Here is a 14,482-nt window from a genome sequence, read left to right as displayed (position 1 = left end):
GGACATCCAAGGCAGTTTTCCTTAAAATAATAGCAACGTATATGACAAAATCTGCTGCAAGAATCATGAAGGAGGATCCTATGGACAAGAGAAAATGCCTGCTCCTGGGCGACTACACCCATCCCCGTTTTCACCCTCTTCAGGGTGTGGACCAACAAATTGGCGAAATACTGAACGATCTGCTGACCGTTCAGTGTTCAGAGAATAAAAAGCTGCTGCTCGGCGAGCATCTGGCGGGATACGATTTATGCATAGCTTATAACGAGCTGTGGAACGAGACGGTCTCCCCCCAGCAGACTGCGGGTCTGCTCAGTTACGTTAGCGGAGGAGGCGGGCTGATCGTGCTGCATACCGGTATTTCGCTGGCGAAACGGTACGAGCTGGCCGGCCTGATCGGAGCCAGGTTTACGACCCATCCGCCGTACGCTCCGCTGAACTTCAAAGTGCGTGAGCATGATATTACAGAGGGCATTGAAGATTTCCAGCTCGATGAGGAGCCTTACCGCTTTGAGTTCGATCCGTTCACGGAAAAAACAGTGCTGCTGGAATACGAGGCTGACGGAGAGACCTACCCGGCAGCCTGGTGCCACCGCTACGGGCAGGGACGGGTTGTATTCCTGATGCCCGGCCATCATGAGCCGACTTTCCGCCACCCTGCCATCCGCGGGCTGATCCTGCAGGCAGCTACCTGGGCGGCGCGCATTCCAAGATAATCTTATTGTTCTGCTTAACATTTGCCCCTTGCCGCCTGGATTTTGTGAAATAGGCCGTCAAGGGGTATACTTTATCCATAACTGGAATCTTTGGGAGGAAAAAGCTATGAGCGATCTGTTCAAAAAAGCAATCTCACTAGGAGTAGGCCTCACCATTGTCAGCAAAGAAAAGGTTGAAAAGGCAGTAGATGAGCTAGTCAAACGGGGGGAACTGGCTCCCTCGGAATCCAAAGCGCTGGTGGACCGGCTTGTGGAGCGCGGAGAAGAAGAGCGCGGTGCATTCAAAACCACCGTGCAGGAGCAGGTACAGAAGGTGCTAAAGGAACTGAAGGTGCCCGTGCAGAGTGATATTGCAGAACTTGAGGCCCGGATTGCTGTCCTGGAGCGGCGTGTAGCCGAGCTGGAAGGCGGCACCGCTGCAGCCCCTGCCTCAGATTCTGTCTCTGCCGATGATACCCGGGAAGACATTCTGACGGATACGCGTACGGATTAAATGGCAGTAAAAATCAGACATGCCGGACGGTACCGGACCATTGCCATGGCGCTTATGCGTCATGGCTTCGGTTATATGGTGGAGGAGCTGGGCCTCAATCATCTGTTGTCCCTGCCGCGCCGGATGATGACCCATGAGACGCATGCCGCCCTGACGATCGGAGAGCGTATCCGGCGGGTACTCGAGGATCTGGGGCCGACCTTCGTGAAGCTGGGACAGCTTGCCAGCACCCGCTCAGACCTGCTGCCCGAGCCGATTATCGCTGAACTGGTTAAGCTGCAGGACAGCGTACCGCCGTTCCCGGCGGAGACTGCACGCAGCATTGTAGAGCAGGAATTGGACCAGCCGCTGCATGATGTTTTTGAATCCTTTGAGAATACGCCTATCGCCGCGGCTTCGATCGGCCAGGTACACCGGGCTGTGCTGCACGGCGGAGTGAGCGTGGCGGTTAAGATACAGCGTCCGGGTGTTACACGCACGATGCACCGGGATCTTGAGATACTGCAGGACTTAAGCCTTTTGGCTGAGAAAAAGCTGGACTGGGCGAAGCAGTACGGGCTGGCAAGGATGACCGAGGAATTCTCGCGCTCCCTGCTGGCCGAGCTGGACTATGCCCAGGAGGGCCGTAACGCCGAGCGTATCGCCGCTCAGCAGCCGGATCAGGCCAAAGGCAAGGTGGCCATTCCGGCCATTTACTGGGACTTCAGCTCGGCCCGGGTCCTGACCATGGAATACGTCAGCGGTATTACGCTGAACCGCCGGGAGGAGCTGCTTGCGCGCGGGCTGAAGCTTAAGACCGTGGCACAGCAGCTGGTCGAGATGATGCTGGACCAGATTTTTATCCATGGCTTCTTCCATGCCGATCCGCATCCCGGCAATGTGATGCTGCTGGATAACGGCAAGCTGGCGCTGATTGATTTCGGGATGGTCGGACGGCTCAGCGAAGAGATGAAGGATAGCTTGTCTGCGCTCATTATCGCGCTGATGCGCAGAAATACCGATTCGATGGTACGCGCTATTCTGCGATTGGGGGTTATTCCCGAGGATGCCGACCGTGCGGCCCTGCGCGATGATATGGACCGGCTGCGCGAGTCTTATTACGATATTCCGTTCAATCAGGTCAGCATCGGCAAGGCGCTGAATGATCTTTTTGGCATCGCGCGCAAGCACCGGCTGGTCATCCCGCCGGATCTGGCTATGCTCGGCAAGACGATGCTTACCCTGGAGGGCGTAGTGGCCAATTTGGACCCGTCGTTCAGTATTGTGCAGATGGCTGAGCCGTTCGGCAGGCAGCTGCTCAAGCAGCGGTTCAGCGGCAGCCGGGTGCAGCGCAAGCTGCTCGGCGGAATAGCCGACCTGGCCGAAAGCCTGGTGGAGCTGCCGTCGCAGGCCCGCCAGCTGTCGGCGCTGATCAGCAGCGGCAAGCTGAAGGTTGAGGTCGGCCTGCCGGAGCTGAAGAACCTGGAGCACAAGTTCAGCCGGGTGGGCAACCGCCTGTCGTTCAGCATTGTGCTGCTGGCCTTCAGCATTATTATGGCCGGCCTGATCATCGGCACCTCCCTGCGCGGCGCTCCGTCGCTGCTGTGGGATTTTCCGACCGTTGAGATCGGCTCGGTTATTGCGCTGCTGATGGTGATCTGGCTGCTGCTGTCGATCTTTAAGTCGGGGCGGTTCTAGCCGGTACCATTATTATTTTCAAGCTATTTACACAAAGACCCCAAGATCAAGTACAATAAGAAGGATAACTTTCTAAGAATATAAGAATGTATATGTTCTACGCTATAGATCATCCTTATATTTTGCGCAGAAACGGATACCGTCCTGTTCAGGACGGCAAAGCCGTTTCTTCTTGGCTTACTGTTTCCGGATGACTGAGACCGGACAGACTATTGTATAGAGTGTAATGGAACGCAAAAGGAGTGCCGTCATGAATGTCCGGTGGATCGCTGCTGCCCTACAAACCGTACTTTGACCGCACTTTTACAGGGTGAGAGGCGGCAAATGGGACGGAAGAATCCGGGTGGACGGGTTCTTCCGCTTTTGTATGCCTCCTTAATGAGGGAATTGAATCGTACATTACTCCGTAAATGGATGCCTATAAGTTATGTATATTTGTAAATTTAAGAATTTAGTGAGGTGGAGCCATTGTCAGGTTTCAAAGGTTTAGGAGTTTCAGAAGTATTAACCGATCTGTTAAAGGGACAAGGTATCGTCAAGCCGACGCCGGTCCAGGAAGAATCCATTCCGCCGCTGGTGCAGGGACTGGACGTTATTGCCAGAGCAAAGACCGGGACAGGGAAGACGCTGGCTTTTCTGCTGCCGATTATGGACAAGATCCGCGTGGAGGCACCGTATCCGCAGGCGCTGATCCTTGCTCCGACTCGTGAGCTGGCGCTGCAGATCACCGAAGAGGCGCGCAAGCTGGCGCGTCATACCGGCGTGAAGATCCTGGCCGTCTACGGCGGACAGGATGTCGAGAAGCAGCTGCGCAAGCTGGAGGGCGGACGCCACCTGATTATCGGGACTCCGGGACGGCTGCTTGACCATCTGCGCCGTGAAACACTGGACCTCGGCGGCGTCAAAATGCTCGTGCTGGATGAAGCGGACCAGATGCTGCATATGGGCTTCCTGGAGGATGTAGAGACCATTATTACAGCGGTTCCTTACCGCCGCCAGACGATGCTGTTCTCGGCGACGATGCCGGACGCGATCAAGCGCCTGGCTGCGAATTATATGAAAGAGCCGCTGGATATCATTATCAAGAGCGGATCTTCGATTCCGCTGGAGAATATCCGCCAGCAGGTTGTAGAGGTCTCGGACCGTAATAAGGAGGACGCGCTGCAGGCGCTGATCGAGCGGGACCGCCCTTATCTGGCGATTATATTCTGCCGGACCAAGCGCCGGGTGTCGAAGCTGAATGAAGCGCTGCAGGCTGCAGGCTATGAATGCGACGAACTGCACGGCGATCTGTCCCAGGCCAAACGTGAAGCCGTCATGAAGCGGTTCCGCGATGCGAAGCTGCAGCTGCTGGTTGCTACGGACGTTGCCGCCCGCGGTCTTGACGTTGAAGGGGTTACCCATATCTTCAATTATGATCTGCCGCTGGATGCGGATAGCTATATCCACCGGATCGGCCGCACCGGCCGGGCCGGCGGCAAAGGCCTGGCGATTACCCTCGCCTCGCCGCGTGAAGCCAACCTGCTCGATCTGATCGAGCACGGCACCTCCCAGCGGCTGGACCGCCGCCGCTACGAGAAGGATGAATTCGGCGTCGGCGAATTCAGCTCTGTGCAGGGCGGCTCCCCGCGGGGCGGCCGCCGCAGTGCGCCGGAGCCCGCCCGTGCCGGGCGCAGCCAGGGACGCAGCGGCGGAGCGCCGCGTGCGGAAGCCGGTGCGCGCCAGGGCGGGCGCGCACGCGGTAAAGAGGCAGGCGGCTGGGACGCGCCTGCAGAGAGCCGCGGACGCAGCGAAGCGTCCGCGGGCAAGCGCAGCGCCTATGACGCAGCTGCGCGCAGAGGCGGGGACTCCGCCGGCCGCAGCGCGGCGAAGCCAAGACCGGGCGGCGGCTATGGCAGCTTCGACGCCCGCAGCAATGCGGCGGCTGCGGATTCTGCAGCCGGAGCGAACGCCGCCGGCAAGCGCGGCGGCAGAGGGGCCGCCGGTTCCAAGGGCGGCCCGAGCAGCGGCTACAGCACCAATGTATCCAGAGGTGCGGAAGCCGGGGGCTTCAGCTACGGCGCCTCCAAGGGCGCCGGCTCCGGTGAGGGCTATAACCCGGGCGGGGCTAAGGCCAGCCCGAAACATAGAGCCAATGTGGCGCGCAGCAATGAAGCAGGCGCGTGGAGTGCATCTCCGCCGGCTAAGGGCGGCAGTTCCCGCGGCGGAAGAAGCGCAGGCGGCGCATCCAAGGGTGCCGGCCAGGGCGGCAAAGGCAGCTATGGCAGCTACGGTACCGGCGGCGCCAAAGGCGGTAAAGGAGGCTCCGGCGCTGGCGGACGGAATAGCGGCGGCGGCTCGCGTGGCGGACGCAACGGCGGTTCAGGCGGCTCACGCGGCGGACGCGGCTCATCCAGATAAAGGCGCTTTAATGTATAGATAAATCCTGTTACCATAGGACGGCCTGCTTAACCGGGGCCGCACCTGTGGTAACATTTTTTTTGGGATTGAATCCGGCCGGCGCGCCGAATCAAAGGCCTTTCTGCCTTTGATTTCGCCCTTGATTTCCGCTCTTGATTCCACTCAAAACCCCGGCTCCCCTGAGGGGAGCTGTCACAATAGCTGCACTACATTATTCCTGTCCATATTGTTCCAGCGGGCACTCATTACATTAAATTTAACTTTTTGAAACATTTTTGACGTAATGCTTGTCTATAATGAAAATTGTAACTAATGTTTCACCGCAGAGCAGCAGGTTAAGCATTGATAAACCAACTTGAGAGGAAGCAGCAGCATATGTCCAGAACCGCCAAAGTCATTATTTTATTTATAGCCGTTATCGCCGTCGGCTGGGGAATCGGCAAATATACATCACCGTCGCCCTCGGCTTCGCAGGAAGAAGGGGCGTCTGCCGGTACCGGCGACGGGGTCCTGGCTCCGCCGGTTGCCGATCCGGAGGCATCCGCTGAGCCATCGGCTGTACCGGTTGCTACTCCGCAGGCCACTGCTGCACCGCAGCAGACAGGCTCCGGTACAGAGGACGAGCCGTCCGCAGCACCAACAGCCAAGCCGGAGCCGACTGAGAAGCCGGCCGCAACGTCCAGACCGGCTGCAACAGCCAAGCCTTCCGGCGGCAGCGGGTCAGAAGGTGCCGAGCTTACCGCCGCAGAGCCGGATAGCGTAACGGTAATGGTCAATAAGCAGTACAAGCTGCCGGACGGATACAAGCCGGCCGATCTGGTGTATCCGGAGGTGCCGTTTCTTTTCTCCGAGAAGATTGAGAAGCGGATGATGCGCAAGACGGCGGCTTCCGCGCTCGAGAAGATGTTTGCAGGCGCGAAGAGTGACGGTATCCATCTTGCCGGCGTGTCCGCCTACCGCTCCGAAAAGACCCAGACCACGCTGTTTAACAACTATGTAAAAAGAGACGGCGAGGACAAGGCCCGCACCTACAGTGCTGTTCCCGGACACAGCGAGCATCAGACAGGCCTGGCGATCGACATCTCAGGCAGTGACGGCAAGTGCGCCGCTGAGAGCTGCTTCGGCGGGACGAAGGAAGCCGAATGGCTGGCCGCCCATGCTGCAGAATACGGCTTTATTATCCGCTACCCTGAAGGCAAGCAGGCGATTACCGGCTATAAATACGAGCCATGGCATGTGCGCTATGTGGGGCAGGAGATTGCCGGAGATATTGCTGAAAGAGGCATTACCCTGGAGGAATATTACGACGCCGTTCCGGTGTCTAACTAGCACGCAGGCGGTCCCGGTAACGGGGCCGTTTTTGTGTTCGCACAGCGGTATAAGGTATGATGACATTGACCCATAGCAGCTGAAAGGATGATGAGCCAATGTCGATCTACAGTTTTGCCGCAGTTACACCTTCGGGTAAGGAAGTGCCGCTTAAGGATTATGAAGGCAAGGTGCTGCTGATAGCCAATACGGCCAGTAAGTGCGGGCTTACCCCGCAGTACGGGGACCTTCAGAAGCTGTATGAGCAATACGGGGATAAAGGGCTGGTAGTGCTTGGTTTTCCCTGCAATCAGTTTGCCGGCCAGGAGCCGGGTACAAGTGAAGAGGCTGAGGAGTTCTGCCAGATTAACTACGGAGTGAAGTTTCCTGTATTCGCCAAAACGGAGGTTAACGGTCCGGATGCCAGCCCGCTGTTCGAATATTTGAAGGATCGGCAGCCGGGAACAGGGGACAGCAGTGACATCCAGTGGAACTTCACCAAATTCCTGGTAGACCGCGGCGGTAATGTAACAGCCCGGGTTGAGCCGAAGGAGTCACCGGAGACGATGAAGGGGCTTATCGAGTCCCTGCTCTAATCAGGCAGCGCTGCTGCGATCCATTATGTTAGTTCAGCCAGCCTTTTCCGCACCGGCAGCAGCCGGCGGCGGGAGGGCTTTTTACATTATTAATCGTATAGGCCGGCGGGCATGCTATGAAAATAATCCTTGACGCTTTTCACGGACAATGTATTCTTTGAAGAGGAAACATCAACGTGCGTTATTACATACAGACATACAGAGCATCTCTCAGGATGGAGTCACCGGCAAGTTGAGCAGGATAATACGGCAGGAGGGTTTTATACAGTTATGAGGTTAATTACAGAGGTAGCAGCGGCAGCGGGAATAGACGGGGAGCATCTGGAACTGTACGGCAAATACAAAAGCAAGCTGGCCCCTTCCCTGTGGGAAGAGGTAAAGCATAAGCCGGACGGCAAGCTGGTGCTGGTTACCGCAGTCAATCCTACCCCGGCCGGAGAGGGCAAGACACTGACGACAATCGGGCTGTCACAGGCGCTGAATGCAGCGGGAGTCCGGGCGGTAGCAGCACTCCGGGAGCCGTCCCTCGGCCCCTGCCTGGGCATGAAGGGCGGAGCAACAGGCGGCGGCAAAGCGCAGATAGTTCCTTCCGACGAGATCAATCTTCATTTTACAGGCGATATTCACGCCGTAACTTCTGCGCATAACCTGTTGTCAGCGATGATTGACAATCATATCTTTCAGGGGAATGCCCTCGGGCTTGATCCGCAGCGTATTGTCTGGAAACGTGTTATGGATATGAATGACCGGAGCCTGCGGAGCATTGTGACCGGGCTGGGTGACGGTAACGGGACTGTGCGGGAGAGCGGATTCCAGATTACGACAGCGTCCGAAATTATGGCCGTACTATGCCTGTGCGATGATCTTGCCGATCTGAAAAAGCGGCTGAGCCGCATGCTGGTCGGTTATGATGTGCTGGGCCAGCCGGTTACAGCCAAGGATATCGGGGCTGTCGAGGCGATGACTGCACTGCTGAAAGAAGCGGTGAAGCCCAATCTTGTGCAGACGCTGGAGGGAACACCGGTCATTATTCACGGGGGGCCTTTTGCTAATATTGCCCATGGCTGCAGCAGTGTAATCGGAACCCGCTATGCGCTCAAGCTGGGCGAAGTGGTGGTTACAGAGGCCGGCTTCGGGGCTGACCTCGGTGCAGAGAAGTTCATGGATATTAAGTGCCGCCAGGCCGGGCTTACCCCGGATGCAGCGGTGCTTGTCGTTACTGTTAAATCGCTGAAATATAACGGCGGTGTACGTAAAGAGGAGCTGTATGAAGGCAACCGCGCCGCCCTGCTGTCAGGACTGGCGAACATGGAGCGCCATATTGAGAATCTGGGTAAATTCGGAGTTCCTGTGCTGGTAGCGCTGAACCACTTTGAGGGCGATGCGCCTGATGAGGTGAATGATGTGCTGGAGGCCTGCCGCCGCCTGGGTGTGCCAGCAGCAATCTCAAAGGTATGGGCTGAGGGGGGAGCCGGCGGCCTGGAGCTGGCAGCGGAGCTGAAAAAGCTGCTGGACCGCGAGCCTTCCGGGACGTTTGCTCCGCTTTATGAGGATCAGCTTGATATTCCGTCGAAGATCAGCACAATCGTTACTGAAATCTACCGCGGTGCCGGAGTATCCTACTCCCCGGCGGCCAAACGCAGCCTGGCTGTTATTGAGAAGCTTGGTCTGCAGCAGCTCCAGGTATGTATGGCCAAAACGCCGTACTCCTTCTCCGACCAGCCGAGGCTGCTGGGTGCGCCGGAAGGCTTCACGATAGGGGTACGGGATATTACCCTGTCACTTGGTGCCGGATTTGCTGTTGTCATTACCGGCAGTATTGTTACCATGCCGGGTCTTCCCGCTAAACCGGCTGCCGAAGGGCTGCTGGTCGATGAAGACGGCGTACTGCACGGCCTGGTATAGGTTCATTTAAATGAAAAAAAATTAATGCTTCTCCCTGAGCCAGGCGGCTTGCCGCTATGGTATCAGGGATTTTTTTGGGGTAAAAATAAACAGGCGCCTATCGCATATACCCGGATTCCTTACACCGCTGCTTCCTGCCGCCGGCAGACATAAACTCCGTCTGCTTGGGGAAAATAACATAACCGGAGCAGCATGCTGCTGCAGGTAACAAATCAGAAGGTAATCCAAATTGTGAACAATGTGAGAAAAATCACAATTATACTTGTAATGTGACAAAAATCACAATATAATCAGTGTATAAAGTGAAATTAATCACATGCGCAAACAAATAATAAATAAATATGCTTGCCAATTTGGAGGAGGAAGAAATCATGAAAGTAGCAGTCATTGGATGTACCCATGCCGGAACCGCCGCAATTGTTAATACCGCACAGCTTTACCCGGACGCCGAGATTACGGTGTACGAGCGCAATGATAACATCTCATTCCTGTCGTGCGGTATTGCCCTATATGTAGGCGGAGTAGTCAAGGACCCGCAAGGCCTGTTCTATTCGTCACCGGAAAAGCTGGCTGAACTCGGTGTCACCACCAAGATGCGCCATGAAGTCATTAAGGTAGATACCGCCGCCAAAACACTGCGTGCCCGCAACCTCGCAACCGGAGAAGAATTTAATGATACCTACGATAAGCTGATTATGACCACCGGCTCCTGGCCGATTATCCCTAAGCTTGAGGGAATGGATCTGGACGGCATCCTGCTCTCCAAGAACTATAACCACTCGAACACCATTATCGAGCGGGCTGAGCAGGTAAAGAGAATTACTGTAGTCGGCGCAGGATACATCGGGGTCGAGCTTGTTGAGGCCTTCCAGATGAACGGCAAGCAGGTAACCCTGATTGACGGTGAGGAGCGCATTCTCAGCAAATACCTGGACGAGGAATTCACAGCTCCGATTCAAAAATCACTTGAGGACCACGGCATTAAGCTGGCTCTTGGTGAAAAGGTAAGCTCCTTTGCCGGAGAGAACGGTAAGGTAACCAAGGTTATTACCAGCAAAGGCGAGCACGAGACGGATCTGGTCATTCTCTGCATCGGCTTCCGCCCGAATACAGAGCTGCTTAAGGGCCAGGTGGATATGCTGCCGAACGGGGCGATTATGGTCAATGATTATATGCAGACCAGCCTGCCGGATGTATTTGCTGCCGGAGACAGCTGTGCGATTCATTACAATCCGACCGGACAGCATGCTTACATTCCTCTTGCGACCAATGCGGTCCGCATGGGTACACTGGTTGCCCGGAATCTGGTTGAGAGCACTATCCCTTATATGGGCACACAGGGAACGTCAGGCATCAAAATTTATGAAGATAATATTGCCGGTACCGGCCTGACTGAAGAAGCGGCCAAGGCAGAAGGTATGGAGGTAGAGAGTGTTATGATTACCGACAACTACCGTCCGGAATTTATGCCGACTGTCGAGGAAGTTCAGCTGAAGGTAGTCTATGCCCGCGGCACACGCCGGATTCTCGGAGCACAGATTATGTCCAAAATGGACCTGACCCAGTCAATCAATACGGTGTCGGTCTGCATCCAGAACCGGATGACGGTAGACCAGCTGGCCTTTATCGACTTCTTCTTCCAGCCGCACTACAACAAGCCGTGGAACTTCCTGAACACTGCCGGCCTGCAGGCTCTTCCCAAGAAGGTAGAACGCAAAGAGCCAGTGAACGTATAAAAAATATTAATGTGATCAGGACCGGAGCCGCTGGGGCTCCGGTTTTTTACTCTGTATACATACCTGCGCATGAACTGTTACTGTGTTTTTTTTAACATTCATCTCATTTGTGCATGTGCTAAATTTGTCATGTCAGTGAAAACTTTCACGAAGCGTTTCTTGTGGTGATATTTATCACGTTAATGTGATTAGGATCACGCTACAATGAGATAAAGGAACAAATTTTAAGTAATTTTCAAAGGAGATAGGAATCATGGCATACAACAAACCGCAACAGATTGCCGAGGTAACGGTAGAGAACGGAATCAAGAAGGCCCATAACCCGCTTGCAGCCGTACTAATTCTCGGTTTTCTGGGAGGGGCATTTATTTCACTCGGATTTTTACTTGATATTCGCGTTATAGCGAATACTCCGGCAGAATGGGGCTCCATCGCTAATTTTATCGGGGCTGCTGTTTTCCCGGTCGGACTGATTTTGGTGCTGCTGGCCGGCGGAGAGCTGCTGACCGGTAATATGATGGCTGTGCCGCTTGCTTTTATAGCGAAGAAGATTTCGTTCTGGGACGTCATTAAGAATCTGGTGCTGATTACGCTCAGCAACCTGGCAGGCGCCCTGTTTGTTGCTTATTTCTTCGGTCATGTGGTCGGTCTGACGGCTGATGGTGTATATCTAGAGAAGCTAGTTAGCATGGCTGAGCATAAGATTGATGTAACTTTCGTACAGGCCTTTGTGTCCGGGATCGGCTGTAACTGGCTGGTAGCCCTTGCGGTATGGCTCTCTTACGGAGCAGATAATTTCAGCGGTAAAATCCTCGGTATCTGGTTCCCGACTATGGCGTTCGTAGCCATCGGCTTCCAGCACGTTGTAGCCAACATGTTCCTGATCCCCGCTGCTATATTTGAGGGACACTTCACCTGGCTTGATTATTTCAATAACTTCGTTCCGGTATGGCTCGGTAATCTTACCGGGGGGGCGGTCTTTGTAGCAGCGGCTTATTATATGACTTACCTGCGCAAAGCGCCGGCGGCAGTTCAACCGGTAGAAGGGGTATCAAGCTCCAGCGTGAAGAAGCATGCCTAGACCGCAATATTAAGATAAGAGAATATAAGAAAGACACTGCTAGTGTGTCCGTCACCTCCTGCTTATTACGCAGACAGGAGAGCGGAACCGCCGGCAGTGTCTTTTTGTATCTGAACCTTATGATTGGAGCAGAAGATAGCACAAAATTCGCCGTGCTGATCCGGCTCGGGGGAACGAAACCGGATATCACGGCGAATAAATAGGGAGTGTTTCATATGCACTATTACCCGGACATACTAAGATCGAATCAGGCTGGTTCGGGTGATTTTCTTTACGCTGGGGTGCAGCCAATATACAATGGACAGATGAGCAGTCTGGTCGAAATAGAACGTGAATTCACCTGAAATCTAAAGGAGGACATCAGCCTTGAAGCATAGCAAAGACGGTATATTTCCGGCGGTATGTCCGCTGGACTGCCCTGATACCTGCGGCCTGCTGCTGCACAAGCAGGATGGCCGGATCGTAAAGGTTGAGGGGAACCCTGCACATCCCGTTACCAAAGGGGCGATCTGCAACAAGGTGCGGAACATGGCCGGCCGGGTGCATCATCCGGAGCGGCTGATGCACCCGCTGCGCCGCACAGGCCCCAAGGGCAGCGGTGCCTTTGAACAGATCAGCTGGGAAGCGGCAATCGCTGAGATTGCCGGACGGTATAAGCAGCTGTCTGCCGAATACGGGCCGGAGAGCATCCTGCCGTATTACTTTTATGGGAATATGGGATTGCTCAGCGTGGGCGGGATGGACCGCCGGTTCTTTAACCGGCTTGGCGCAAGCCGGCTGAACGCTAAAATCTGCAGCGCAGCCGGAACGGCCGGCTGGGTCTATACAATGGGTATGGACGGAGGGGCCAGTCCGGAGGATACGGTGAACGCCGATCTGATTATCGTCTGGGGCGGCAACATTGTGAGCACCAACATGCATCAGGTTGTGTTTGCGGAGCAGGCCCGCAAACGCGGCGCGAAGATTGTTGTCATTGATGTGCACCGCAACCGGACCGCCCAGTGGGGCGACTGGTTCCTGCCGCTGTATCCGGGGACGGATGCTGCACTGGCGCTTGGCCTGATGCACATTCTGTTCCGCGACGGGCTGACGGATGAAGCTTTTCTGCAAAAGTATACTGTAGGACATGAGGAGCTGCGCCAGCAGGCGCTGGGCTATCCGCCGGAGCTGGTGTCAGAGATAACCGGTGTGCCTGCAGCGGACATCGAGCAGCTGGCAAGGCTGTACGGTGAAGCTAAAGTGCCCTATATCCATATCGGCAACGGGCTGCAGCATCATGACAACGGCGGGATGAATGTCCGCAGTATTGCCTGCCTGCCGGCGCTGGTCGGTGCCTGGCTGAAGCCGGGAGGCGGAGCGATTAAGTCCAACGGCGACTACAGCTCTGTTAATTCGCAGGCTCTGGCCCGGCCGGAGCTGCGGAGTAACCCGCAGGCACGCAGCATTAACATGAACCGGATCGGAGAGGTACTGGCGCAGCAGGAGCAGCCGGTTAAGAGCTTGTTCGTCTACGGCACTAATCCGCTGGTTGTGGCGCCGAGTGCCGACAAGGTAAAGGCGGGTTTCGCCCGGGAGGACCTGTTCACGGTCGTGCATGATCTGTTCATGACCGATACGGCGATGTATGCCGATATTGTGCTGCCGGCAACTTCAACCTTTGAAAATACTGACTTGTACTGCTCGTATTGGCATCATTATATACAGCTGCAGGAGCCGTTGCTGGAGCGGCAGGGTGAGTGCAAGAGCAATGTGGAGCTTTTCTCGCTGCTGGGACAGGCTATGGGCTTTGAACCTGAGATCTTCGGCCAGTCTGAGGAGGAGATGATTGCTGAGGCGCTTGATTATCCGGACAATCCGTATTTGAACGGGGTAACGCCGGAGCGGCTGAAGGCCGAGCGGTTCGTCAAGCTGGATATGTCGCCTAAGGCGCATTTTCCGGAGTCGCTGCCGACCCCTTCCGGCCGGATCGAGCTTTACTCTGCAGCCATGGAGGAAGCCGGCCTGCCGCCGCTGCCTGTCTATACACCGCTGAAGGAAGGCTACGACGGAGTACGGCGTCCGGAGCAGGGGGCCGATTATCCGCTGATGTTCATTTCGCCGCCGAACCATAATTTCCTCAATTCAACCTTTGGCAATGTGGAGAAGCATCAGAAGATGGAAAAAGCTCCTGTCCTGCAGATTCATCCTGTGGATGCAGCAGCCCGTGAAATTGCGGATGGTGATGAGATCACTGTGTACAATGGCAGAGGTGTTGTGGAGATTACCGCAATGGTAACGGATAAAATGCTGCCGGGTACCGTAATCAGCCAGGGGCTGTGGTGGGGCGGCAAGGGAAAGAAGCAGCGTGTCAATGTGCTTACACCGGACCGGCTGAGCGATATGGACGGCGGGGCAACCTTTTTCTCGGCTACGGTGGAAGTGAAAAAGCGGGAACACGCCTTGGCTGTAACGGATTCTGTCTAGACCTTAGTTCTACACCCTACTGATGAATGAATATTTCTGCGTTTGGATGACGCGATAAAGCGTTGATGCACGAGCTTGCCCATCACCCTGTTTTGGTAAGATACTGGATG

At 55.4% G+C, this 14,482-nt stretch carries 10 protein-coding genes; all 10 read left to right on the top strand.

The window, feature by feature from the left end:
• Positions 1-80 precede the first annotated feature (80 nt).
• A complete protein-coding gene (locus BN3772_RS22620) occupies positions 81-713 on the top strand; it encodes a ThuA domain-containing protein (RefSeq protein ID WP_042202421.1) in 633 nt (210 codons plus the stop codon).
• A 106-nt stretch (positions 714-819) separates the two neighbouring features.
• Positions 820-1,206, top strand: coding sequence for a phasin family protein (locus tag BN3772_RS22615; RefSeq protein WP_042202419.1), 387 nt, complete (start codon positions 820-822; stop codon positions 1,204-1,206).
• The gene (locus BN3772_RS22610) at positions 1,207-2,883 is read left to right on the top strand and encodes an ABC1 kinase family protein (protein ID WP_042202417.1); all 1,677 of its coding nucleotides are present in this window, start codon (positions 1,207-1,209) and stop codon (positions 2,881-2,883) included.
• Between the two features lie 459 nt (positions 2,884-3,342).
• Entirely contained in the window at positions 3,343-5,283 is a 1,941-nt protein-coding gene (locus BN3772_RS22605; protein WP_042202415.1) for a DEAD/DEAH box helicase, read from the top strand.
• A gap of 342 nt (positions 5,284-5,625) precedes the next feature.
• Entirely contained in the window at positions 5,626-6,612 is a 987-nt protein-coding gene (locus tag BN3772_RS22600) for a M15 family metallopeptidase (RefSeq protein WP_244444815.1), read from the top strand.
• Between the two features lie 98 nt (positions 6,613-6,710).
• A complete protein-coding gene (locus tag BN3772_RS22595; protein ID WP_042202414.1) occupies positions 6,711-7,187 on the top strand; it encodes a glutathione peroxidase in 477 nt (158 codons plus the stop codon).
• Between the two features lie 270 nt (positions 7,188-7,457).
• Positions 7,458-9,092 carry a formate--tetrahydrofolate ligase gene (locus tag BN3772_RS22590; RefSeq protein ID WP_042202412.1) on the top strand — a complete coding sequence of 545 codons (1,635 nt, stop codon included), beginning with the start codon at positions 7,458-7,460 and terminating at the stop codon, positions 9,090-9,092.
• Positions 9,093-9,463: 371 nt separating this feature from the next.
• A complete protein-coding gene (locus BN3772_RS22585; RefSeq protein WP_042202410.1) occupies positions 9,464-10,828 on the top strand; it encodes an FAD-dependent oxidoreductase in 1,365 nt (454 codons plus the stop codon).
• A 253-nt stretch (positions 10,829-11,081) separates the two neighbouring features.
• Positions 11,082-11,909 (top strand): formate/nitrite transporter family protein, encoded by an 828-nt coding sequence (locus BN3772_RS22580; RefSeq protein ID WP_042202408.1) that lies wholly within the window; start codon positions 11,082-11,084, stop codon positions 11,907-11,909.
• Between the two features lie 366 nt (positions 11,910-12,275).
• Positions 12,276-14,372 (top strand): molybdopterin-containing oxidoreductase family protein, encoded by a 2,097-nt coding sequence (locus BN3772_RS22575; RefSeq protein ID WP_042202406.1) that lies wholly within the window; start codon positions 12,276-12,278, stop codon positions 14,370-14,372.
• Positions 14,373-14,482: the final 110 nt, after the last annotated feature.

It is taken from the genome of Paenibacillus camerounensis (genome assembly GCF_000723885.1).
Taxonomy (GTDB): domain Bacteria; phylum Bacillota; class Bacilli; order Paenibacillales; family Paenibacillaceae; genus Paenibacillus_AQ; species Paenibacillus_AQ camerounensis.
Note: the sequence above shows the minus strand (reverse complement) of the source record. Positions and strands in the feature narration are given on the sequence as shown.

What these genes read in the sequence shown, in the direction of transcription:
- BN3772_RS22620 (WP_042202421.1), top strand. Translation starts at nt 81, where the DNA reads ATGGACAAGAGAAAATGCCTGCTCCTGGGCGACTACACCCATCCCCGT.
- BN3772_RS22615 (WP_042202419.1), top strand. Translation starts at nt 820, where the DNA reads ATGAGCGATCTGTTCAAAAAAGCAATCTCACTAGGAGTAGGCCTCACC.
- BN3772_RS22610 (WP_042202417.1), top strand. Translation starts at nt 1,207, where the DNA reads ATGGCAGTAAAAATCAGACATGCCGGACGGTACCGGACCATTGCCATG.
- BN3772_RS22595 (WP_042202414.1), top strand. Translation starts at nt 6,711, where the DNA reads ATGTCGATCTACAGTTTTGCCGCAGTTACACCTTCGGGTAAGGAAGTG.
- BN3772_RS22590 (WP_042202412.1), top strand. Translation starts at nt 7,458, where the DNA reads ATGAGGTTAATTACAGAGGTAGCAGCGGCAGCGGGAATAGACGGGGAG.
- BN3772_RS22585 (WP_042202410.1), top strand. Translation starts at nt 9,464, where the DNA reads ATGAAAGTAGCAGTCATTGGATGTACCCATGCCGGAACCGCCGCAATT.
- BN3772_RS22580 (WP_042202408.1), top strand. Translation starts at nt 11,082, where the DNA reads ATGGCATACAACAAACCGCAACAGATTGCCGAGGTAACGGTAGAGAAC.